We start from the raw sequence: 21,814 nt of genomic DNA on the forward strand, positions 1-21,814 counted from the left end.
TAGTGCCGGCAGGGCAAGGCCCTGCCGGCGTTTTGCAGCTATTTGGGGTTTTTACCGCCCAACTCAGGCGCATTGGCATGTATCCAGCTGATCGCTGCATCCAGGTCATCCTTGATTTTCTTGCCGTTCCAGGTGAGCGCTTCCGCGACAACCGGCACGCCGAACTTGTTCGTCTGATGGCAGGTGGCGCACAACAGCGGACCGTGGCTGCCGTCCGGATTGTATTGCGGCGCCTGTTTATAGGTCGTCGGGTCGACTACCGGCGTTACCGGAAATAAACCGTGGATAGATTCATGGCAAGACTGGCAGGCAAGGCCGGCATGTCCTTTCGAATAACGCATCAGGCTGTATTTGCCCGGCTGATTGATAGGGAAAGCCACGCCCCCCTGGCTTTCAACATAAGGCGGGGCGTGGCAGTCGGCGCAATGCGGTTCGCCCGGCGACAGCCAATAATCCCGGCCATGTGATGCCGCATCATAGGAGACTGCCGTGACGCCGTTTGCCTCTTCCGGAACGGTCAGTTTGGACATTTGCACTGAAGGATTGGGCGACAATATCGAGACATTGACATCACCGTCTTCATCCTTGTGGATTAGCGGCTTGCCGTCTTTGGTAGCGATGACGGCAATGTCAGGCACCATGTGATCTTTAGCCCAGTTTTTCAGAATGCCGGACTTATCAGGTGTATCATGCCCGTCTTTATCAAGCACTACTTTGGGATCCAGATACTGCTCTTCGAGTGTTCTGCGATCAACGCCTATCGCTTTGGCGATATCATCCAGCGACTGGTTGCGGATGGTTTTGCCGGTTTGTTTAAAGGCATTTTCCAGATCATCGCGTTGATACAATTCTCTGGACAGTTGGGTATGGCAGTTCGTGCACCAGACGCCATTGCCGCCTTCGCCGGTACCGATTTTGGAGACATTGGTCTGTATCCATTTGCCGATTTCATTCAGATGTTCGGGTGTGCCGGCGCCGTCTTTCTCCTTGTCGGGATTGGAATGGACGTCGCGGCTGGCAAAACAGCCGCCTTTGGAGTCGCGGTTATCGGATGAGGCGTAAAAGTTCTTGCCGTCCGGCGTGATGGCATAGCCGTCCATAGAGCCGTCCTGCCTGTGCGAAGGATGACAGCCGGCGCAAGTGCCGGTTCGCCCGTGCGAATCAGGCATGGGACGAATGGTCTGATGGAGCCGGTGCAGGGCTTCCGAAAGAGGCATGATCGGCGTGTCGTTTTCAACTTTCTGACCGCCTGATATCACTTCAGTGACGCCTTTCGATTGCAGCACGCCTATGACGTTATCGGCATGACATTGCTGACATAAAACCGGATCAGCGCCAAGACGGTTCTGGGTGTCACGGCTGGCGGGATTATATTTGGCCGTAAACTGGGTGCCGTGGCGGGCGTCGTGGATTTGTAAAATGGAAATGGAAGTGGCTTTTAAATCGGCCATATAATCGCTGGCACCTAAGCCTTTCCAGAACGCTTTTTCCTGTTTGTATAAGTTGAAGGTGTTGCCATTGGCATTTTCATTGGCATGGCAGTTGGCGCAATTCGGTACATCGATCGGATTGGTACCGATGAATTTCACGGGCTTGCCGGAATGGCTGTCGATAATGGGCTTATTGGTTTTGGCATCGACCAATCCCACCCAGGCTTCCTGATAAGGCCGGATATCGCTTTCCACAATTTCAAGCGGACTTTTTTTCACCATGTCATCGTAGAAGGGCGTCAGCGGCAAGCCTAGCGCATCCCAGATGCCTGGATCGGTCAGCATGATGGGCACATTGTCCAATACGGGCGATTTGGTATAAACAACGGTGCCGTCCTCGCCCGTGTAGTGCAGGTGGCCGCCTCTCATGGGGCTTGGGACTGCCGCACCAGCCGGGCCCATATCGCGCGGGATCGGTATCTCGATGCCGACCCGTTTCTTTTCGCTGTCCTTGCTGGTTTTGCCGGGATTGCTGCCTTTTAAATCCTTATAGATATACAGATGCGTAAAATAAGCGTTGGCGACATTCTCGTTATTGCCGTATTTGCCGTCATGATTGACGTCATACGGTATATTCCAGTAAGCCAGTTTGGTACCTTCTGAAAAGGTATTGCCGACATGGCCATACTCAAGTTTCATGCGCTTGTCGCCGTCGACCAGCACGGTCGGATCGTTCGGGTCGGCGCCCAGTAAGCGCGGAAACTGATTCGGCGCGCCGGACGTTTTGATGACCTGGCTTTGAATGGAATTATAAGGCGGCAGAACACAGCAATAGGAAAAGTCAAACCCGGTGCAGTGCATGCCCAGTTCATAATTGATCGTGATGTTGTAATCGTTCTTCGGCTTCCGTTCATTCTCCTTAAAGGTTTTGGCATTGTCCGCTTGGGGCACTTTCTGGGCGAGGGCCGGCATGGCCGGCAGGCTGCCCGCCAGTACGGTGGTTAACAGACCTGCATGAAATAGGTTCATAGTCTCACCATTACCGTAGTTGCTGGTAATATTGAGCAAGCTCTTGTATTTCTGTATCGCTTAACTGCTGGCTGAGTATGCGCATACGGCTGTATATGTCGTTGTGGCGCTCACCGTTTTTATAGGCCTTGAGCGTGGCGGCAAAATATTCAGCCTGTTGACCCGCCAGGGCGGGTATATCCATCCTTTCACCTTCACCATCTGAGCCATGGCAGGTATAACAGGGCGGCAGGGTGCGTTTGCCGTCGCCTTCGGAAACCAGCTGCTCGGCAATTTCCAGATCTTTCTTGCCGGCTTTATTCTTGGGCAGCGGCAGGGAACTGTACCAGGCGGCCATATCGGCCATATCCTGATCACTTAATCCCGCAGCGATTGAAGTCATGAGCGTGTGGGTGCGCTGGCCGTTTTTGTAATCCTGCAACTGTTTATAGGTATAAGTCGCAAGCTGGCCAGCCAGCGAGGGAAACTCCGGTGATGAACTGACGCCCTTGTCTCCGTGGCAGCCGGCGCACTGCGCGGCCAATTCCTTGCCGTTTTTGCTGTTGCCCTGCTTTATGAAATTCAGTTTATCAGGCGTCCAGGCTACTTGAGACGAGGGCTGAGCATGCGCAAGGCTTGCAGCAAAAAGACCCAACAATGCTGTTTGAATCATTTTATTCATGATTAATACCCCCATCCGTTTGATTCGAACGTGTCCATAATAAAGAACTGAAGAATAGGGTAGCCGAAGCTAATGAACATGAAGGCTGCAATGACCCAGTTCCAGATCTTGAAGTCATTCAGAAACTCGGGCAGATTATTGACCGGATAAATCGGGTCGGCGTATTCGATTTTGCCTGTATAGGCTTCAGTTACAGGATTCAACTGGGTCTTCACGAGGTTATAGACAAACAGACAGGCTGATCCCAGCATTATCAGCCCGCCCACTATCATAGCCAGCTCAAACGTATCCCAGGCCAGCGTCAGCGGACTGTTGTATTGAACGCTGGAAATGCGCCGAGGCTGGCCTAATAAGCCCAGGATATGCCAGGGCGTCGTCAGGACAACCATGCCGATAAACCAGGTCCATAATTGCAGCAAGGCCATATTGTTCGAGAACAGCGGCTTGCCCGTCAATATCGGCCAGAAATAATAGGCGACGGCAAAGTACATGATCACGGTCGTGCCGGCAAATATCAGATGGAAATGGCCAGGGACCCAGGCGGTATTATGAATCATGGCATTCATGGCATAACTGGCATTGATGATGCCGCCGAAACCACCCAGTATCAGCATCAGCAAGCCCAGAATCATGGCCAGCACCATCGAGTTGCGCCAGGGCAGGGCGCCTATCCAGCCGAACAAACCCTTGCCGCCCCGCAGTCTGCCGGCTATTTCCAAGGAAGCAAGCACAGCAAAAGCGGTCAATAAAGTCGGCAAAGTCACGATGAAAGTGCCGACGCCGTGCAATAACTTCCAGCCTTTGGCCTGTTCCGGGTCCATATACAGATGATGGAAGCCAATCGGCAGGCTGAAAACGACCAGCACAATAAAAGCGACTCTGGCCATTTCATCGCTCAGTATATAGCTGCCCGCCTGCTTGGGCACCAGTACATAAAAGGCCGTATAAGCGGGAATCAGCCAGAAATAAACGATAGGATGCAAGGTCCAGGCAAACAGCGTACGCGCCAGGCCCGGGTCAATCGTATCCATCCAACCGAAAGCCCACGGGAGTATTTGAAACAGGACTTCGGCCGCAACGCCGACACTGGTCCACAGCCATAAATAGGCGTTGGCCACGGTTGAAAACATTGCCAGAGGCACAGGCTGGCCGGGGTTGGCCTGTTTCCATTGCCGCATCATGACAATCATGATCACGCACCAGACCCAGGAGCCGGCGAGCAATAATGTCGCGCCGACATAAAACAGCGTATGCGCCCTTATCGGCGGATAAAAGGTATAAAGTACGGATGCTGATCCGGTCAGCAGCGGTATGGCCGCCAGAACCGTACCCAGCAGGGAAACGCCGAAGCCGGCCCAGGCCCACTTGATATTCCATATTGGTTGATTGAGACTGGTCGTGGCTATGTAATAGCCGAATCCGGGCACAAAAAAAATGGTGAGAACGTAAGCCATCAGCACGCCGTGGCTGCTGACTGCGGCAAAATAAACCGGAGCCGACTCAATCAGCGGCAGAAAACCGCTGCGTTCCAGAACCTGATAAGCGCCCATGAAGGAGGCGATAAGGAATGCTCCGAAAGCAATCCACATGTGGCTTAACGCCAGTTTTTTTTCTTCCGCATCATTCATGGCTGCTGCCTCCTTTAGACGTTGTTTTTACCGGCGCGGTCCAGTGTTCTTTGGCGACGACTGTAATGCTGCCCCACATGTGATCATGGCCCATGCCGCAATATTCATTGCACAGCAGCGGATAATTGCCGGGTTTCGGAAAATCCGTCTTCAACTCTGCAACATAGCCTGGCAGTATCATGGTATTCATATTGGTCATCGGCAAATGGATGCCATGCAGGACGTCCATGCTGGCCCAACGGAACGTCAGAGGCGTGCCGGAAGGCACAGTAACCTGCTTGGGGTAAAAGCCGTAACGCCCTGCCACTATCCTGACCATGACATTACCTTTGCCGTCGACCTGGACGCCAAGATTATCTTCAGCGAATTCTTCGCTCAGATGCAGGCGGGCTGAATTGATGGTTTCAACATGACTGGGAGGATTAATGTGATGAACCAGAGCATCTATCACGATGATGGCAGTCAGCAAGCCGACTATGGCCAAAATTACATAGCCCCATTTCTTTTCCAACGGATCGATATGCATAAGATCACCTTTAATCTATAGCGAATCTATAGCGCCACGCGGCAGAAATACGCCGTAATAAAGAAATAGCCAGGCTGCAACCATGCCGGCGCTAACGATAAGCATTAGCGCCCAGGTGCCGACAGGCGGGCTTTTGATGATTTTTTCCCGCTCTTCTTCGCTTAATTGACTCATAGCTTCTCCTCAGTTTTTTATTGTTATTGGGGGCTGGTGCAATGCTGGAAATTCAGCCGGTCCGGCAGATGAATCGGATATTTGTCGGAAACTAGCAATATCGAATGTAATTACGAAACAGATGAAAAGTCAACTTAATTTATCTGTTTGAAAAGTAAAGGAAAATCTAGGTAGTAATGCTTACTGTCAAAGCATCCGGATTCGATTTATAATGGAAAGTTAACTTGGACCCGTTTGAGAGAGAATCATGGACATCAAACAATATATGAGCAGTCTTGGCCTTAAAGCCAGAGCGGCCGGCAGAGAAATCAGCCGGACCGAGTCGGGCAAGAAAAATCTGGCATTATTAAAGATTGCGGAAGCCATTGAGGCTGATCAGGACGTGCTGATCGAGGAAAACGCCAAGGATTTGGAGGCCGGCAAGCAGAACGGTCTGGATGCGGCATCGCTGGACAGGCTGGCCCTGACGCCGGCGCGCATTCAGGCGATGATCGAAGGCTTGAAGCAGGTTGCCGCTTTGCCCGATCCTGTCGGCGAAATCACTGATTTAAGCTATCGGCCCAGCGGTATACAAGTCGGGCAAATGCGCGTGCCGTTGGGCGTAATCGGCATCATTTACGAATCCCGCCCTAACGTAACCGTTGATGCGGCGGCCTTGTGCCTTAAATCGGGCAATGCCTGCATCTTGCGCGGCGGTTCGGAAGCGCTGCATTCCAATCAGGCGATTGCGGCATGTATTTCAAAAGGACTGGCGGCAGCCGGCTTGCCGGTAGAAGCCGTGCAATGCGTTGCAACGGCTGATCGCGCGGCCGTCGGTGAATTGATTACGATGGACCGCTATGTGGACGTGATCGTGCCGCGCGGCGGCAAAAGCCTGATCGAGCGCATTTCCAGGGATGCCGCGATACCTGTCATCAAGCATCTGGACGGCATCTGTCATGTTTACATCGATGATAAAGCCGATATCGACAAGGCGGTCAGAATTGCTCTGAACGCCAAAACCCATCGCTACGGCGTTTGCAATGCCATGGAAACATTGCTGGTGGCCGAAGGCATTGCCGCAAAGGTATTGCCGATACTGGCTACAGAATATGGCGACAAAGGCGTGGAACTGCGCGGCTGCCTGAGGACCTGTTCTCTGATTCCATCATGCGCACGAGCGACCGAGGAAGATTGGCGCACTGAATATCTGGCGCCGATCTTATCGATCAGGATTGTCGATGGGCTAGATCAGGCCATCGAACATATCAGCCAATACAGTTCCGGCCACACCGAAGCCATTGTTACGGAAGATTACACCTTGGCCAGACGCTTCCTGAGGGAAGTCGATTCCAGTTCGGTCATGGTCAATGCCTCGACGCGTTTTGCCGACGGTTTTGAATATGGCCTGGGCGCGGAGATCGGCATCAGCACCGATAAGCTGCACGCACGCGGCCCGGTCGGTTTGAAAGGATTGACCTCGCTGAAATACATCGTGCTCGGCGACGGGCATATCCGGCAATAAATGATCGGTATTTTTGGCGGTACGTTCGACCCGGTTCATTATGGGCATTTACGCTCGGCGCTGGAAGTCAAGGAGATCTTCGGACTGACTGAAATCCGCTTGCTGCCCAGCGCCCAGCCGCCTCATCGCGAACAGCCCGTGGCCACAGCGCTGATGCGGGTGCAGATGCTGGAACTGGCCATTAAAAACCAGCCGGGCTTTATCATCGATACCCGGGAGCTGGACAGGGTAGGCCGCTCTTATATGGTCGATACGCTGAAATCCTTCAGGCAGGAATTCCCGGAGCAGCCGTTATTGCTGTTTATCGGCAGCGATGCGTTTAAAAATCTGGCAACCTGGCATCGATGGCAGCAGTTGTTCGATTATGCGCATATAGTCGTCATGACCCGTCCGGGATTTCAACTGCAGGAACTTGATGGCTATTTTGCGGCCAAAAAGGCCATTGAGATAACAGAGCTGGCGCAAGCACCGGCCGGCAGATTATTTTTTCAGCCTATCACGCAGCTCGAAATCTCGGCGACGGCTATCAGGAAAATGATTGCGGAAAAACGCAATCCGGGTTTTTTATTACCTGATGCTGTCATAGAATACATTAAGCAGCATGCGCTTTATGAGAAATAAAGCTTTCATAATTATTTAGTACAGGAATTTGAATGCAGACAGATGAGTTATTACACATTGTCCAGACGGTTTTGGATGAACGCAAAGGGCAATACATCACCACAATAGATGTGCGGGGCAAGACCAGTTTTACCGATTACATGGTTATCGCTACCGGTACTTCCGACCGTCATATACAGTCTTTATGCCAATATGTGTCGGAAAAAGTTCAAGAGAGCGGTTTAAAACCGTTGGGTATTGAAGGCGGGCAGGGTTCTGACTGGGTATTGCTGGATCTGGGCGATGTCATTGTTCATGTGATGACTGCTCAGGCTCGCGAATTTTATCAATTGGAAAAATTGTGGTCGGTTGATCATGCCAAAGAAGCGGGTTGATTTAGCCGAGTAAGAAAATGATCGTCACAGAGGGCCTTTATGCCCTCTGTGGGCAACATCAATTAAATTTCTTTATAGGCTGTCTGCGTATCAGGCATTGATTTAAACAGCTTGATGAGCAGGTAGATAGCCAATCCGTAAATCATGGCGAAGCCTACATGAAGCGGATAATATTTCGCTACGCGAGCGAAATATTGCGCCCATGACAAGTCCGTATAACGGCCTGAAAGCAGATAAAAACTGCCGTTCGAGATAAGGAAAGAAATTGATGCGGCCAGCGTCATCAGACCAATGGAACTGGCCAGTTCGTAAGCATTCAATAATTTGAATTTCGAGCAGTAGCGGCCAGCCACCCACATGACTGCATAAGCCGGAATCAAAAACACGTAAGCCGGGGATACGCACCAGCTGCTGGTGCCGTTTGCGATAGCGATATAATCGATCAAACCTGCCAACAATAACAAAAAGACGAAAAAGGCTTTCTTGCGGTAAAAGCCGGCGAAGAAAAAAACCGCCAGCGATGCGTCGGGCAGATGCAGGATATCGCCGAAGTGATGAAAGCGGGTCAGCGCCATCAATGCAATCAAGGGAATAGGCAAATACTCGACTTGCAGCCATTGTTTCATGTTCATATTGTTATCTCCAAATGGGTTAGTGATTAAGGTCCAGCTTGTGGTCAGTTATTATAATGGATAGCGAGGAAGAAGTTTCTATCCGCCGTATTATAAGTCTTGATGGTTTGATAATTTTTATCTAGTAAGTTATTGAGCTGCGCGCTCAGCATCCAGTTTTTATTGAAATGATAGGCTGACCGCAGGTCGACGGTTACGTAACCGGCTATTTTCGTTTTATTGCCTATGTCATCGAATCGGTCACCTTGGGCCAGTATGTGCGTGCCCACATCAAGCGCTCCGAACGATTTGGATAGGTCGAATGTCAGGGTTTTCTCGGCGCGTCGCGGCAGGCGGGCATTGGTTTCCCGGTTTTTGGGGCTTAACAGATCGAGGCCCAGCTTGCCGTCCCAGCCCAGCCACTGCTTGCTGATTTCAACTTCAATACCGTCGATTTGCGCCTTGCCGATGTTTTCCGCACTGAATTGAAATGTGACCGGATTCGTGACCGGCGTGATCAGGTTGTCGATGTTGGTATGGTAGGCCCGCACTTCCCATTGCAGCCAGTGGTCGCCGGCAAGCCCCGCTTCGAACGAGGTCGATTTTTCCGGTTTCAGGTTGGCATTGCCATAATTCGGAAAATAAAGATCGTTGAACGTCGGCGCCTTGAAGGCATTGCCGAAGCTGGCAAAAGGGCTGATGCCGAAGTCTGAGTTATAGCGCCAGCCGAAATTGCCGGTAACATAATCGCCGAAAGCCTCATTTTCATCCCAACGCAACGAGGCATTGACAAAGTGATTATCCAGCACGCGGCTGTGCAACTCCGTGAACACGCCGACATCATAGCGGGACTTTTCCTTATAAGGCGTTGTGCTGTCCACTTCATCGACGCGATAATCCGTACCGGCAATCAATTGATGGTTATCAGATAAGGTGAAATTATTCAGCCAGGTGGTGTTCCAGCGCGTCGTGTTGAAACGGCTGGTGAATGAACCGTCGGGCGCAAACTGGTCGCTGTCATCGCGGCTTTGGCCTAAACGTAATGTTGACCGCCAGTCCTCCATAAAATCCATGCTGGCGGAGGTGCCGACAACCTGGTCGACGAATTTGGTTTTATTCTGGGCGTTGCCATCGTATTCGTTTTTGCCTTCGGCACGCATGAAAAACGCTTCTACTTCGGCGTTATTGTCGAAGCGGTGGCCAAGCCGCGCATTCAAGCCTGTGTTGCGGTAGCCGTCTTTGTCGGGCTGATCGAAACCGAAACGCCCCGGAATCGGTTCACGGTTATTAAAGCCCTGAGAGTTGAAATGCGATGCGCCCAGGCTGTACCAGCTGTTTTTCCATTTGCCGCTGACCGTGCCGGACGTCTTGATCGTATCGTATGATCCGCCGCCGGCGTCCACGCTGAAACTGGGCTTTTCTTCCTGGCTGCCTTTGCGCGTAAAAATCTGGATGACGCCGCCTATCGCTTCCGAGCCGTACAGGCTCGATTGAGGACCTTTGATGATCTCCACCCGTTCGATCTGATCGATGGGAATAAACTGAAACGGCGTCGTGCCGGCAGTGGCTGAACCGACCTTGATGCCGTCGATCAGAACCAGCACATGATCGGAATTGGTGCCGCGCATGTATACGCTGGTATTTTGGCCATAGCCGCTTTGCGCCATATCGATGCCGGTCGTATTTCGTAACAGTTCCGGCAGGGTTTTTGACTGTAGACGTTCGATATCGGCCCGCGTATAAACTGTTGATGCAGCCGCCAACTGGTCTTTGGGCGTTTCCGTTCGTGTGGCCGTTATGATCATTTCGGGTAAATTGAGTGAATTGTCCGCCTGGGTTTCCCGAGCCTGTAACGGGCTGTTAAAACCTGCCAACACTAATGAACCGACTATGAATTTTTGCATGTGTCCTCTGCGCCGCCCGCGCATCAAGGTTGTGTGTAATTACAACGGAGGACAAAAGAAGACGACAGGGATGTGCGGTCTTTTTCGTAGACAGCCCTCCGCTGTACCGAATTAAACTTTCGGGCCGGTCTCCGGGCTTATAAGTGGCATGGGCCTGAATCGTCACCTTCCCGTGCATGACACAGTGGCATTTTAACGATTCTTTTACTTATCTACCGTTGCGGGGGCAGCGTCGGCTTTGGCAGGACCTGACCGACTTCCCGTTTAACCATCAGCTGTAAAATCCGATGGAACCTGAAAGCAGGCGGCAATTATAAGGGGTAACCGGGATAAAGCAAATTAATGCTGACTGCGTATGCCTCAAGCAATCGGTATTGGAGAAAATATGCAATGGTCCGGTTTGAAGCAGACCGTAGTTTATGTATTTTCTAAGTCTGGTGATCAGGCTTAAAGAGCGCAGTATTTATTGTGAAAAAATTACACTGCTTATTGTGAAAAATTACATTGTTGATCGAAATCTATAAAGGATAAGATTCTGTTTGAGATAGATTGAAATATCTCTGCTTTAGCATGCTCTATATTATAAATTCCTCATTCAATCCAAATTTAAACTTCAGGAGGCAGATAATGCGTCTAAATTTAGCCATAATCGCGGCTTTGCTACCGATCCATCTCGTCTTTGCAGCGGATAATCCCGTGTTGCAGGGCGATTCATTGGCAATCTCTCATGTCGATACGCCTGAGCAGGTCGGACAATATCGGGATGCCAGGTTTCAACGGAATGAAAAAGACGGTACCTGGACATTGTCAGGCATGACAGAAACCCAATTGGCGACGGTAGAAAAAGTCGAAGTAATCAAAATTCGCTCTCGTCCTGTGCAAATATTTCTAAAGGTGAGCGGCTATCTTCCTAGCCCCTGTTATCAACTGGAGCAGGCCGGCCAACGCTATGAGCCTGTCTTCGGCATACCGGAAGCTAACTTGCCGGCGGGACGGTTCGAAGTGGCGCTGGGGCTTGTTCCGCTGCAAACTTTTGTTGCGTGCGCTCAGGTCATCGAGCCGTTCGAACGCGTTATTCCTCTGCCTGTTTACGGGCTGAGTCAGGGGACTTACGAATTCGATGTCAATGGCATTACGGGGTCGTTTCGGTTAAATACTGATAGCAATCTGCCGGTTTTTTACGGCTCGAAAGACAGCCCCATCCGTGTATTGGACGGCATCGTTCCCTCTAAATAATCAGCAGGCAACGATCAGCTTTAACCAATAAATTCGAAGTGAGTGGAATTCAGAATGGCTCTCGCGCAGGGTTTTTTGAATTCCACCGCTTAATCTACGGGCTAGTGAAAGTGGATTATCGCTCTACCGCTGGCAGTCACTGCAAAATACCGTTGACCGGTTGGATAATCTGATTTCCTTTAAAATTTGTTGGCACCGGGTACAAGGCAGCCCGACGCGCCCGTAGACATTGAGTTGTTGCTGAAAATAACCCGGCTTTCCGGCTTCATTGACAAAATCGCGCAACGTCGTACCGCCTTGTTCAATAGCCTGGCGCAAGATCGCTTGAATACAGCCAGCCAGTTTCTGATAGCGGGTCAAGGAGATTTTTCCCGCCTGGCGCGCAGGGTGTATGCCGGCCATGAATAAGGCTTCATTGGCGTAGATGTTGCCGACGCCGACGACGATGTGGCTGTCCATAATGAATGATTTGATGGGCGTTTTCTTGTTTCTGGATAGATCATAGAGAAGATCGCCGCTGAAATCCTCCTGCAGCGGTTCGGGGCCCAAATCTTTGAGCAAGGGATGCTGTTCGGCCGGTTCCGTCGTCCACAACACCGCGCCGAACCGGCGCGGATCATTGAAGCGCAGGATGATTTCGTCCGCGAAAATAAAATCGATATGGTCGTGCTTGCCGGCCGTCTGGCCGTCGGAGATGATCCGCAAGCTGCCGGACATGCCCAAATGCAGCAGCAGCGTGCCGGCATCGGTCGCAAGCAACAGGTATTTCGCTCTTCTGGAAACCGTTTGTATGCGCAGCCCTTTCAAGGTTTGCTCGAGATTTTCCGGTACGGGCCAGCGCAGCCTGGGCTGGCGGATAATGACGCGTTTGACGGTTTGCCCTTCAATATAAGGCGTTATGCCGCGTCGGGTCGTTTCAACTTCGGGTAATTCAGGCATGAAAATAAAGCTAAAGCATTATAGGGAGCTGTATTTTATTTATTAAAGCATAAGGCCACGAAAAATACAGAGGACGCAAAGCTTTAATCGGTTTTTACCGCTGTTTACGTTTGCGCCAGACGAAAAAACCGGAGCCCGCTAGCAATAACGGTATGACAACCAGAAAGCCAAAACCGATGACCGCAACGGAAGTTTCCGTTAATTGCAGGGTTTTATCGGTAGCGGTCTTGGCCGGGATGTCGATAAACTGGTCTTCATGGATCAGCCAGTTGACGATTCTAAGGCCCATGTCCAGATTGCCGACATTGCCGATATAGGCATTGGACAAAAAGTCACCGTCGCCGACAACGACGATGCGTTGCTGGTTTTTACCGTTGACAGTGCGCGTCAATGCATAAGCTACGGGCAACGGGCCTTGTTTTTCGTCGCTGTCGGCATCAAAACGGACATCTCCGTTGATAGGGCCGGTTTCTGTCCAGGATTGCTGTGCGCTGTCGAATAGGGCTTCAGCCTGGAAATTCGACTCCGCATCCATCTCCAGCGCCGCGGCCGCGGGATAGATCGTGGTGGTTTGAAAGCCTTGGGTAACGGCGTGTTGCGCATATTCCGCGACAAGGACAAAGCTCGGATCGGTAATGCCGTAAAGCTTGGTGCTGCCGTCCATAATGGCGCCTGGCAATCGGTGGATGCCCAGGCGCTGTTCCAGCATATCCAGATGCTTGGCATCAGGATCGGTCAGCACGAGCAGATTGCCGCCTTGTTCTATGTAGCGTTTGATGATTTCGATTTCATTGGCCAGCAGCGGCACGGCCGGGGCAGTCATGACCAGCAGGGCAGAGTTGTCGGGTATGGCTGGCAGCGTGGCCAGGTTAATGGTTTGGGCATTGATCTTGCGACGGGCCAATTCCTTGCCGAATTGCTCCAGATCAAAATTGGCTTGTCCGTCAATGGCGCGTTCGCCGTGGCCGGTCAGGAACGTGATCCAGCGTTCGTGGGCATTGGCCAATTGCAGCAGGGCATTGGTCAATGAGGATTCATCAACAAAGGTTATTTTCTCGGTACGGCCCTGGTAATCGACCAGAATGGCGCCGGCCGCGCCGATATTCAGTGCGCGCGTTTTCTCCGGCTGCGCATCAGGATCTATAAAAGCAAGGCTCAGGTTGGGTTTATGCCGTTTGTAACGATCGATCAATTGCGCAATCTGACTGCGTATTGGCTGATCCGCTTTCATGTAAACCGTGATGGCTATTGGGTCCGGCATGGAGGCGAGCAGTTTGATGGAAGCGGGCGACAGTGTGTTGCCGGCATTGGCGGTTATGTCGGCTTCCAGCGTATAGCGGTTGCTTAACCAGGCCAGTCCGCCGATGACGCTCAATAAGACCAGGGTCAGAAGCAGGTTTTTCAAGCGTATCCGCTGATGTATGCGTTGGGATATCTTCATTTTTGTAAACGGTCGTTATCGAGTCTGCGAATGCTGAGCAGGATGAATGTGCCGGTAAACAGCAGAAAATAGCTGATATCGGCAGTGCTGATCAGGCCGGTTTGAACGTTCTGAAAGTGCCTCAGCAGGGACAGGTATTCAAACAATTCGCTGCGCTGGTCTTCAATGCCCGTGGTCCAGTCTATAAGCCACAGCACCAATAACAGGCCGAATGTGCCCAGGGCGGCGACCGTCGGATGGCCGGCCAGACAGGATACGAAAAGGCCGATGGCGGCGAAAGTCGAAACCAGCAGCAATAACGCCAGCATGTTGGCGAATAATTTGCCGAAATCCAGTTCGCCGCCCGCCAGCAGGGATAACGGCATCAATGCGGTCAGCAGGATAATCAGCAATAACAGGCCGAGCGTGCCCAGATATTTGCCGATGATGATATCGCCGTTGGAAACAGGCGCGGAAAGCAGCAATGACAGGGTTTTGTTTCGGCGTTCCTCGCAGATCAGCCGCATGGTCAACAAGGGCGTCGCCAGTAACAGGATGATGGCCGCGTTGCCGAACAACGGCGTGACGACAATATCGGTCAGCCCCGGCGCCCCTTCAATAGCGGTCAGCTTCGGCTGGAGCATGGTGAAGGTTTCAACCTGGGATAAGAATAAAAAGGCCAGGATAAATTGCAGGATAGCCAATATCGTCCAGGCCATCGGCGATAAAAACAGGGTTTTAAACTCACGCGCAGCAATAGCTAGAATCATAAATCGATCTGTTTCGGCTCTTGGGTCAGGGTAATAAAAATATCTTCCATCGATTGCTTTACAGGTGTCAGTTCCTGTAGGCCCCATCCCGAGGCGATGATGGTCTCGGCAATTCGCTCAACGGTGTTGTCGGTCATGCTGTGATGGATTTTGATCTGATGTTCGGTTATTTTGTCTATGGATGTTACGCCGGGCAACGTCAATAATACGCCTACATTAGGCTCAAGACGCGTAGCGACCCGCAACGTGCCCGTATTCATTTGCCGGTTAAGTCCGGCGATGGTTTCATTCAGAATCAGCCGTCCCTGATGGATGATTTGCACATGCGAGCAGGATTCCTGCACTTCGGTCAGAATATGCGTGGACAGAATGACTCCATGATCCTGGCCCAGTTCGCGGATCAATTCACGGATTTCACGGATCTGTATAGGGTCGAGGCCAACGGTGGGCTCATCCAGTATGATGATTTCCGGGTTGTGCAGGATAGCCTGGGCGATACCGACCCGCTGTTGAAAACCTTTTGACAGATTGGTAATCAGCCGGTCGGCGACATCGCCAAGGCCGCAGCGCTCCTTGGCCTTATCGACAGCCTGCCTGATCGAATGCCGTGGGACGCCATGCAGTTGCGCGCAGTAATGCAAGTATTCCTGCACGCTCAGTTCGCGGTAGAGAGGCGGTGTATCGGGTAAATAGCCCAGGCTCTGCTTGGCCGGTCTGGGTTGGTCGAGCAGATCAAAACCGTTAATTTTAATCTGGCCGGCGCTGGGCGCCAGATTGCCGCACAGCATCTGCATGGTTGTGGTTTTGCCGGCGCCGTTGGGTCCCAGAAAACCCAGAACTTCGCCTTTGGACAGGGTAAAGCTGACATCATGGACGGCGCAATGCTTGCCGTAATAGCGATACAAATGCTCGGCTTCTATAAGAGTTGTCATGTTGGCGGTTAAACTTGTTTCAGCAGGCTTTCCAGTTCGGTTTGAATTTTTTTGCGGAAAAACAGAAATTTCCAACGGGTGCCGCCGCATTGTTTCCATAATATGGCCGAGCGAATGCCTGCCAGCAGCAGTGCGCGTATTTTATTGACTATGTCGGGTCTGGATATATAGGCCGGATTGCCGTTGACCATGATTCTCGGCTGCAGGGTGCTGATGGTGCTGTGGTATATCTCGCCAAGGTTGGCCAGTACATTTTCATGCATCGGTTCGAAATGCCCGCTTTGGATCTGGGCTTTTTCCACGCCGTTTCGTATGGCCTTGATCATGTCCGGACGGCTGGATAGTTGCTTTTCCAGAAAAACCAGGGACGCGGAATAACGCGCCTGTTCAGGGTTGACAATTTTATAACCGGTCATTTGCTCATTAAGTTGTTCAAGTCCCAGTTTTACACCGGACAGGCCGCCATAAACATCGGAAACGCTATCGGAATCGATTTTTAAAATACTGGTAATGCTGGCTTCCATGGCGGCGGCATCGGCCGTGCCGGTTGTTGCCAGTTGTTGAACCAGCGCCGCTGCTTGCGCAATGCCGGCAAGCGCAATAGTTTGGTTGGTAATCGTGTTTAATTGCATGGTTATTTATCGATGTGGAAGCCGGGCAGTTTATATCAAATATGATGTTGCTCAGAACATCTTTTGCCCAGTTGATACTTAGATATAGGTTTTGCTAAAAAACTTTAGATCCAGATCATGAAAAGCCATGGTCTGGCCGAAATGTTCCAGTCATTATAGTTGATAATGCATTGCAGCACTTCTCCGGTTGGCTCTTCGCCCGTTAATATGGCCGAAGTCATGCCGCACGTCAATGTTGACTGGGCAAGCGCTTCTTTATTGGAATACGTCCGATATTGCCCAGGCTGGACAATATATTAATTTGAAAAAGGGTTTGGTCTGTTCGATAAGGACATTACAATTTAGTATATTTACCTAGCGTTTTAATTCTTTTAATCCAGGGTAAGAAACTAAATTCTGGATATTGGAACAAAATTTATTGTTTGAATCAAAAAGCCGGCTGATAAGGTAGACTTGAAGCTTTGATTTTCAGCGGGAATAATATATTTCCCTGTTAATATGATCAGGATAAATAGCAAAGCAAACGAGCATATTGGAACGGTCAATTTACATCATGCTTATCGGCTGCCAGTCGAGTATGATATTAAAGATGAAAAGTATTATTTAAGGAGAGCGAAATGACTGAATCAGTAACATTAACTGTCACTGGCATGAAATGCGGTGGTTGCGAATCGAATGTAACAAACAAGCTGAAGGCTGTCGAAGGTGTTTTATCGGTCAAAGCATCCGCCAAAGATAATGAAGTCAGCGTTGAATATGACGCTGAAAAAACGGATCTGGATGCGATTGAAGAAGCCATTACTGAAGCAGGCTTTAGCGTAGAGTAGCGGTAGCTGTTGTTAGTGGATAAACATTTTTATCAGGCCGGGTAATTTATGAGCGCGCAAGAAACTTCTGATACAAAGGCGAAAGAATTGCGGTTGTCAATTCTGGGTATGCGCTGCGCGGGCTGCGTGAGTGCTGTTGAGAGTGCTTTGGCAGCGGTAGACGGCGTGACATCGGTCAGCGTTAATTTTGCCGATCACTCGGCAATGGTGAAAGGGCAGGCCGATCCCGACGTTTTAACGCGGGCTGTCAGGGAAGCCGGTTATGACGCAGCGGTGATGGAAGGTCTCGAAGATATAACCGAGCAGGAAGAGATGGAACTGCAGCGCTACCGGAATCTGATGAGGAAAGCAGCCGTGGCCGCAGTTATCGGCCTGCCGCTCATGCTCGGCGATCATTTCGGTTGGCTGCCGGAAATCGGTTCGGCGACAGGGCAGTGGTTCTGGCCGGAAGTCGCGCTGATTACCTTTGCCATCCTGTTTTATTCGGGAGGCCATTTCTTCAGCGGCGCCATCAAGCTGTTACGTTTGGGCCAGGCCAATATGGATACGCTGATCGCATTAGGTACGGGCTCGGCGTGGCTTTATTCCACCATCATAATCGACTATTCCGACACGCTGCCGTCTCTGGCTCAACATGCCTACTTTGAAGCGGCTGTGGTCATTCTGGCCTTTATCAATCTCGGGTCCGCGCTGGAAATGCGGGCAAGGGGCAAGACCTCCGGCGCCATTCGCCAGTTAATCGGCCTACAGCCGCGTACGGCGCGTGTGATCAGAAATGGCGTGGAAACGGATATTCCCATTGAGCAGGTGGGACTGGGCGAAACGTTGAGAGTAAGGCCCGGCGAAAAAATCGCGGTGGACGGCGTACTGCTTGAAGGGCATTCCACTGTTGATGAATCCATGTTGACGGGCGAGCCGCTGCCGGTAGAAAAAATAGCCGGGTCAGAGGTTGCCGCCGGCACGATAAACCAGAACGGCAGCTTTCTGTTCAAGGCAACGCGCATTGGCCGCGATACCGCATTGGCACAAATCATTAAAAGCGTGCGTCAGGCGCAAAGCAGTAAACCTGAAATCGCCCGCTTAGCGGACAAGATCTCGGCTGTTTTTGTGCCGGCAGTGGTCGCACTTTCACTGCTGACGTTCTTGATCTGGTACGCATGGGGGCCTGAACCCGCATTAGGTTACGCCTTCGTGACATCCATGACGGTCCTGGTTATCGCCTGTCCGTGCGCGCTGGGGTTGGCGACGCCCATTTCGGTCATGGTCGCAGTCGGCAGAGCTGCCCAGTCAGGGATTTTGATTCGCAATGGCGAGGCATTGCAGACGGCAGGCAAGCTGACCTGTATCGTCCTTGATAAAACTGGCACCGTGACTGAGGGCAAACCCATTGTTTCAGCTATTGAACCGATAGGCGATTACAGCGACGAGGTTATTTTGCGATGGGCGGCAAGCCTTGAAGCAGGCTCTGAGCATCCGTTGGCGGCAGCTATTTTATCAGCCGCGGAAGAAAGAAAGCTCAAACTGGAAAAAGCCAGAAAGTTTGAGGCGGTTATAGGGCATGGCGTAGCGGCGCAGATTAATGAACAGTCCGTACTGTTCGGCAACAGGGCTCTGATGGATCAGAAAGGTATTAAATATTCCAGGCATAACAGCAAGCTGGAAAAGCTTTCAGCGTCGGGTCAGACGCCGATGCTGTTGGCAGTGGATCAGAAAGTCGTCGGCATTATCGCCGTTTCCGACCCTATTAAGGCAGATTCGGCGGAAGCTGTACGGCTTATGAAAAGCCAGGGCATTCGTCTGATAATGGTGACTGGCGACAATGAAGTCACAGCCCAGGCCATTGCGCGTCAGGCAGGCATTTCTGAAGTGAGGGCTCAGGTATTGCCGCAGGATAAGGCGGCGGTGGTGAAAGCGTTGCAGCAGCAAGGGGAAATCGTCGGCATGGTCGGCGACGGCATTAATGATGCGCCTGCATTGGCTCAGGCCGATGTCGGTCTGGCTATCGGTACCGGTACCGATGTCGCGATTGAGAGCGCCGATGTGGTAATTTTGCAGGGCTCGTTATTGAAAGTGCCTGAAGCTGTCGAATTGTCCAAAGCCACTTTGGTCAATATAAAACAGAATCTGCTAGGCGCTTTTTTCTATAATACAATCAGTATTCCTGTCGCGGCAGGCCTATTGTATCCGCTATTTGGAATTTTATTGAATCCGATGATTGCAGGCGCGGCAATGGCCATGTCTTCTGTGACTGTGGTTTCAAACGCCAACCGTTTGCGTTGGACAAAGTTCAGTGAGAGTAAATAATGAAATACATGTTTCAATTTGCCATTGTTGCAATGCTGCTGCTTTTAGGCGGTTGCAGCGAGTCATCAAATGATAAGCGGACTTCTACTGGGGCTTTTTCCCGTATCGAGGGAATTGTCACAGATAGGGACGGACCGATAACCAGCGGTAAGATTATAATCAAGGATAAAAATGGTGCCGCAATAACCTCGGTAGCACTTAACGGGGACTCCAGATACTCGGCGGATATACCGGCTAATGCCGCTTATCCGGTTTTTCTGGAAATTGAAGGGCACGATGAATTGCTGGAAGCAGTAGTCCTCGATCCTACGGCAGCGAAGCAGGATATCACACCCATGTCTTCATTAGTGGTGCGCTCAGCACGAGATTTGGGCGGCGTAACAAAAGAAAACATGGCCAGAGCAGCGATCAACGCAATTTCACAAAGCAAAACGGCTAGCGGTAAAAACACGACAGCCGGTTTCAAGGGGGATCCTACTAAGCAATATGGAGGCTGGCATTAGACTTTGGCGTACGGACTTTTTGTTTTTAGTGTTAGAAGTGAGAATAGGTATCTGCAAACGCTAGAATCAGAGTTGCTAAACGCGTCTATAGAGACTCATGCTGTTAGATAGAAATTAATGGAACTTTTTACGTTGCATCCGTATGTCTATGAAAAACTGATCAATTTCATAAAAGTCGGCATTATCGTCTCGGCAATGGGTAGTTCCTCGGTCAATGCGGCTGAAATAGTCGTCAATCAAACAGTACCCTCAAAGCAATATACGCTGGCAGATGCGCGCGCCATCTTTATGATGCGGCAACGATTCTGGCCTAATGGCGAGCAGATAAAGGTCTTTACTCTATCTGACACTGACCTCCTGCATAAGGATTTCGTTAAAAATAATCTTGATATGTTTCCGCATCAACTCAGGAGGATATGGGACAGAATGCTTTTTTCAGGGACAGGCGCGACACCCGTTCAGCTGGATTCAGAACAGGAAATGATTGATAAAATAGCGAATACCCCTTATGCAATCGGGTATTTAAATAGCAGGCCGGACAATGAAAAAATACGCTTGTTTGAATACCAATAACGGCATCCTGTTGTTGGGCGTATTCTGCGTGTCCGGCATCGCGCAAGCGGGTATTATGCCTGATGAAATTGAGTTTCATGGTTTTTTAACGCAGGGCTTTTTTCATTCATCCGACAATAATATTTTTGGGCAAAGTGACGATGGCATCAGTCCCGGATTGACCGAAATAGGTTTGAATGGCTCCTATCAACCGCTTGATCGATTAAGGTTTACGGCTCAAGGTCTATATCGGCGCAATGGCGATGTGGATCGGGGCAGCGTAAACCTTGATTATGGCCTGGTTGACATAGCGTTGTTGAATTATGAGAGCGGCAGGGTCGGCGTGCGCGCCGGTCGGATTAAGACACCGTTCGGTTTATATAATGAAACTCGGGATGTCTCTTTTACGCATCCGACTATATTATTGCCTCAGGGAATCTATTTCGAACGTTCACGCTCGCTATTGGTATCTTCGGATGGCGGCTCACTTTACGCTGAACAGCGCACGCTCTATGGAGATTTTTCCATTAAGCTTAATGTCGGGATTCCGTTAGGGAATAACAGAGAGATACGGTCATCTATACTCGGCCCTGATGCTAAAGGCGAGTTTCAGTCGAAGCCGGCTGTTGCTGCGCAGCTTAATTATGAGATTAATGGCGGAGAATATATTTTTGCTGTGAGTTACGGAAGTATTGACCTTGAATATCAGCCTGCAGCGGGCGAGACGTTATTGAACGGTGAGGCGTATGTTCAGTCATTAGTGTTTTCTGCTCAATATAATGGTGAAAAATTCTCGTTAACAGGCGAATTTGACCACCGTTGGAATGAGATCAGTAAGTTTGGACGTTCTCCTCCAGACTCTGAATCGATTACGGAAACTTGGTATATTCAAGGCGGATATCAGATTTTGCCGCAGTTGCAAGCGAATGTTCGTTATGATGTTATTTATAACGATATAGATGATAAGCATGGGCAACGCTTTGCTAATAGCAAATTGCCCAATCATATTGCCTATGCTAACGATTGGATGTTCGGTCTGCGCTGGGACCCGGCAGCATCGTGGATGTTAAGAGCAGAATATCATCGCGTTCATGGCACGGCGTGGTTGCCTCTGGCGGATAATCCCGTCACCAGTTCGCTTATTCAGGATTGGAATTTGTATGGATTGCAATTATCGTTCAGGTTTTAGTTAAGCAGATGCATATCAATGGAATCTTTTTTAGTTTGAGATGGAAGT

21 protein-coding genes and 1 riboswitch are annotated in these 21,814 nt (G+C 50.7%); of the genes, 9 read left to right on the forward strand and 12 right to left on the reverse strand.

Going from position 1 to position 21,814, the window contains the following annotated elements:
* Nucleotides 1-38: 38 nt before the first annotated feature.
* The 5 genes from V2P20_RS14510 to V2P20_RS14530 are packed head-to-tail and all read right to left on the reverse strand — an operon-like array spanning nucleotide 39 to nucleotide 5,448.
* On the reverse strand, nucleotides 39-2,459 hold the full coding sequence (locus V2P20_RS14510) for a hypothetical protein (RefSeq protein ID WP_331819525.1): 2,421 nt from the start codon (nucleotides 2,457-2,459) through the stop codon (nucleotides 39-41).
* A 10-nt stretch (nucleotides 2,460-2,469) separates the two neighbouring features.
* Nucleotides 2,470-3,120 carry a c-type cytochrome gene (locus tag V2P20_RS14515; RefSeq protein WP_331819527.1) on the reverse strand — a complete coding sequence of 217 codons (651 nt, stop codon included), beginning with the start codon at nucleotides 3,118-3,120 and terminating at the stop codon, nucleotides 2,470-2,472.
* Between the two features lie 2 nt (nucleotides 3,121-3,122).
* Nucleotides 3,123-4,748, reverse strand: coding sequence for a b(o/a)3-type cytochrome-c oxidase subunit 1 (locus V2P20_RS14520; RefSeq protein WP_331819529.1), 1,626 nt, complete (start codon nucleotides 4,746-4,748; stop codon nucleotides 3,123-3,125).
* Nucleotides 4,741-5,274 (reverse strand): cytochrome C oxidase subunit II, encoded by a 534-nt coding sequence (locus V2P20_RS14525; protein ID WP_331819531.1) that lies wholly within the window; start codon nucleotides 5,272-5,274, stop codon nucleotides 4,741-4,743. Before V2P20_RS14525 ends, V2P20_RS14520 begins: the two co-directional genes overlap by 8 nt.
* A 15-nt stretch (nucleotides 5,275-5,289) precedes the next feature.
* Nucleotides 5,290-5,448: a hypothetical protein gene (locus V2P20_RS14530; RefSeq protein ID WP_194968403.1), complete on the reverse strand. Its 159-nt coding sequence runs from the start codon at nucleotides 5,446-5,448 to the stop codon at nucleotides 5,290-5,292.
* A 247-nt stretch (nucleotides 5,449-5,695) separates the two neighbouring features.
* On the opposite strand from V2P20_RS14530, the gene V2P20_RS14535 reads away from it, so the two are divergent.
* From V2P20_RS14535 to rsfS, 3 genes are read left to right on the forward strand one after another with little or no spacing between them, the layout of a single operon-like run.
* Entirely contained in the window at nucleotides 5,696-6,952 is a 1,257-nt protein-coding gene (locus V2P20_RS14535; protein ID WP_348532249.1) for a glutamate-5-semialdehyde dehydrogenase, read from the forward strand.
* Nucleotides 6,953-7,573, forward strand: a complete 621-nt coding sequence (nadD, locus tag V2P20_RS14540; RefSeq protein ID WP_331819533.1) for a nicotinate-nucleotide adenylyltransferase — start codon at nucleotides 6,953-6,955, stop codon at nucleotides 7,571-7,573.
* A 32-nt stretch (nucleotides 7,574-7,605) separates the two neighbouring features.
* On the forward strand, nucleotides 7,606-7,947 hold the full coding sequence (gene rsfS / locus V2P20_RS14545; protein ID WP_194968400.1) for a ribosome silencing factor: 342 nt from the start codon (nucleotides 7,606-7,608) through the stop codon (nucleotides 7,945-7,947).
* A 62-nt stretch (nucleotides 7,948-8,009) separates the two neighbouring features.
* Here the strand turns inward: rsfS and V2P20_RS14550 are convergent, their stop codons facing one another.
* Nucleotides 8,010-8,579 (reverse strand): hypothetical protein, encoded by a 570-nt coding sequence (locus tag V2P20_RS14550; protein ID WP_331819536.1) that lies wholly within the window; start codon nucleotides 8,577-8,579, stop codon nucleotides 8,010-8,012.
* A gap of 44 nt (nucleotides 8,580-8,623) precedes the next feature.
* Nucleotides 8,624-10,462: a TonB-dependent receptor gene (locus V2P20_RS14555; RefSeq protein WP_331819538.1), complete on the reverse strand. Its 1,839-nt coding sequence runs from the start codon at nucleotides 10,460-10,462 to the stop codon at nucleotides 8,624-8,626.
* A gap of 104 nt (nucleotides 10,463-10,566) precedes the next feature.
* Nucleotides 10,567-10,775, reverse strand: a riboswitch (cobalamin riboswitch).
* Nucleotides 10,776-11,089: 314 nt separating this feature from the next.
* Here V2P20_RS14555 and V2P20_RS14560 point away from each other — a divergent pair.
* A complete protein-coding gene (locus V2P20_RS14560; protein ID WP_331819540.1) occupies nucleotides 11,090-11,698 on the forward strand; it encodes a hypothetical protein in 609 nt (202 codons plus the stop codon).
* Between the two features lie 123 nt (nucleotides 11,699-11,821).
* Here the strand turns inward: V2P20_RS14560 and mutM are convergent, their stop codons facing one another.
* The 5 genes from mutM to hflD all read right to left on the reverse strand — a co-directional run bounded on the left by mutM (nucleotide 11,822) and on the right by hflD (nucleotide 16,391).
* Nucleotides 11,822-12,637 carry a bifunctional DNA-formamidopyrimidine glycosylase/DNA-(apurinic or apyrimidinic site) lyase gene (mutM, locus tag V2P20_RS14565; RefSeq protein WP_331819542.1) on the reverse strand — a complete coding sequence of 272 codons (816 nt, stop codon included), beginning with the start codon at nucleotides 12,635-12,637 and terminating at the stop codon, nucleotides 11,822-11,824.
* A 94-nt stretch (nucleotides 12,638-12,731) separates the two neighbouring features.
* Nucleotides 12,732-14,042 carry a GldG family protein gene (locus tag V2P20_RS14570; protein WP_331819544.1) on the reverse strand — a complete coding sequence of 437 codons (1,311 nt, stop codon included), beginning with the start codon at nucleotides 14,040-14,042 and terminating at the stop codon, nucleotides 12,732-12,734.
* Nucleotides 14,043-14,074: 32 nt separating this feature from the next.
* Nucleotides 14,075-14,827, reverse strand: a complete 753-nt coding sequence (locus tag V2P20_RS14575) for an ABC transporter permease subunit (protein ID WP_331819546.1) — start codon at nucleotides 14,825-14,827, stop codon at nucleotides 14,075-14,077.
* A complete protein-coding gene (locus V2P20_RS14580; protein ID WP_194968393.1) occupies nucleotides 14,824-15,759 on the reverse strand; it encodes an ABC transporter ATP-binding protein in 936 nt (311 codons plus the stop codon). Before V2P20_RS14580 ends, V2P20_RS14575 begins: the two co-directional genes overlap by 4 nt.
* Before the next feature lie 8 nt (nucleotides 15,760-15,767).
* Nucleotides 15,768-16,391 carry a high frequency lysogenization protein HflD gene (hflD, locus tag V2P20_RS14585; protein ID WP_331819548.1) on the reverse strand — a complete coding sequence of 208 codons (624 nt, stop codon included), beginning with the start codon at nucleotides 16,389-16,391 and terminating at the stop codon, nucleotides 15,768-15,770.
* A gap of 617 nt (nucleotides 16,392-17,008) precedes the next feature.
* Between hflD and V2P20_RS14590 the strand changes: the two genes are divergently transcribed.
* The 5 genes from V2P20_RS14590 (at nucleotide 17,009) to V2P20_RS14610 (ending at nucleotide 21,766) form a co-directional block, all read left to right on the forward strand.
* On the forward strand, nucleotides 17,009-17,218 hold the full coding sequence (locus tag V2P20_RS14590) for a heavy-metal-associated domain-containing protein (protein WP_194968391.1): 210 nt from the start codon (nucleotides 17,009-17,011) through the stop codon (nucleotides 17,216-17,218).
* 48 nt (nucleotides 17,219-17,266) lie between these two features.
* Nucleotides 17,267-19,522 (forward strand): heavy metal translocating P-type ATPase, encoded by a 2,256-nt coding sequence (locus V2P20_RS14595; protein WP_331819551.1) that lies wholly within the window; start codon nucleotides 17,267-17,269, stop codon nucleotides 19,520-19,522.
* A complete protein-coding gene (locus V2P20_RS14600; protein ID WP_331819553.1) occupies nucleotides 19,522-20,025 on the forward strand; it encodes a hypothetical protein in 504 nt (167 codons plus the stop codon). Before V2P20_RS14595 ends, V2P20_RS14600 begins: the two co-directional genes overlap by 1 nt.
* 117 nt (nucleotides 20,026-20,142) lie before the next feature.
* Nucleotides 20,143-20,598, forward strand: coding sequence for a hypothetical protein (locus tag V2P20_RS14605; RefSeq protein WP_331819554.1), 456 nt, complete (start codon nucleotides 20,143-20,145; stop codon nucleotides 20,596-20,598).
* On the forward strand, nucleotides 20,567-21,766 hold the full coding sequence (locus tag V2P20_RS14610; protein ID WP_331819555.1) for a hypothetical protein: 1,200 nt from the start codon (nucleotides 20,567-20,569) through the stop codon (nucleotides 21,764-21,766). The genes V2P20_RS14605 and V2P20_RS14610 overlap by 32 nt, the downstream gene beginning before the upstream one ends.
* Nucleotides 21,767-21,814: the final 48 nt, after the last annotated feature.

It is taken from the genome of Methylobacter sp. Wu1, from assembly GCF_036553575.1.
In the GTDB taxonomy this organism is placed as follows: domain Bacteria; phylum Pseudomonadota; class Gammaproteobacteria; order Methylococcales; family Methylomonadaceae; genus Methylobacter.

Coding starts and splice junctions, on each gene's coding strand:
- V2P20_RS14510 (WP_331819525.1), bottom strand. CDS start 2,459: ATGAACCTATTTCATGCAGGTCTGTTAACCACCGTACTGGCGGGCAGC.
- V2P20_RS14515 (WP_331819527.1), bottom strand. CDS start 3,120: ATGAATAAAATGATTCAAACAGCATTGTTGGGTCTTTTTGCTGCAAGC.
- V2P20_RS14520 (WP_331819529.1), bottom strand. CDS start 4,748: ATGAATGATGCGGAAGAAAAAAAACTGGCGTTAAGCCACATGTGGATT.
- V2P20_RS14525 (WP_331819531.1), bottom strand. CDS start 5,274: ATGCATATCGATCCGTTGGAAAAGAAATGGGGCTATGTAATTTTGGCC.
- V2P20_RS14530 (WP_194968403.1), bottom strand. CDS start 5,448: ATGAGTCAATTAAGCGAAGAAGAGCGGGAAAAAATCATCAAAAGCCCG.
- V2P20_RS14535 (WP_348532249.1), top strand. CDS start 5,696: ATGGACATCAAACAATATATGAGCAGTCTTGGCCTTAAAGCCAGAGCG.
- nadD (WP_331819533.1), top strand. CDS start 6,953: ATGATCGGTATTTTTGGCGGTACGTTCGACCCGGTTCATTATGGGCAT.
- rsfS (WP_194968400.1), top strand. CDS start 7,606: ATGCAGACAGATGAGTTATTACACATTGTCCAGACGGTTTTGGATGAA.
- V2P20_RS14550 (WP_331819536.1), bottom strand. CDS start 8,579: ATGAACATGAAACAATGGCTGCAAGTCGAGTATTTGCCTATTCCCTTG.
- V2P20_RS14555 (WP_331819538.1), bottom strand. CDS start 10,462: ATGCAAAAATTCATAGTCGGTTCATTAGTGTTGGCAGGTTTTAACAGC.
- V2P20_RS14560 (WP_331819540.1), top strand. CDS start 11,090: ATGCGTCTAAATTTAGCCATAATCGCGGCTTTGCTACCGATCCATCTC.
- mutM (WP_331819542.1), bottom strand. CDS start 12,637: ATGCCTGAATTACCCGAAGTTGAAACGACCCGACGCGGCATAACGCCT.
- V2P20_RS14575 (WP_331819546.1), bottom strand. CDS start 14,827: ATGATTCTAGCTATTGCTGCGCGTGAGTTTAAAACCCTGTTTTTATCG.
- V2P20_RS14580 (WP_194968393.1), bottom strand. CDS start 15,759: ATGACAACTCTTATAGAAGCCGAGCATTTGTATCGCTATTACGGCAAG.
- hflD (WP_331819548.1), bottom strand. CDS start 16,391: ATGCAATTAAACACGATTACCAACCAAACTATTGCGCTTGCCGGCATT.
- V2P20_RS14590 (WP_194968391.1), top strand. CDS start 17,009: ATGACTGAATCAGTAACATTAACTGTCACTGGCATGAAATGCGGTGGT.
- V2P20_RS14595 (WP_331819551.1), top strand. CDS start 17,267: ATGAGCGCGCAAGAAACTTCTGATACAAAGGCGAAAGAATTGCGGTTG.
- V2P20_RS14600 (WP_331819553.1), top strand. CDS start 19,522: ATGAAATACATGTTTCAATTTGCCATTGTTGCAATGCTGCTGCTTTTA.
- V2P20_RS14605 (WP_331819554.1), top strand. CDS start 20,143: ATGGAACTTTTTACGTTGCATCCGTATGTCTATGAAAAACTGATCAAT.
- V2P20_RS14610 (WP_331819555.1), top strand. CDS start 20,567: ATGAAAAAATACGCTTGTTTGAATACCAATAACGGCATCCTGTTGTTG.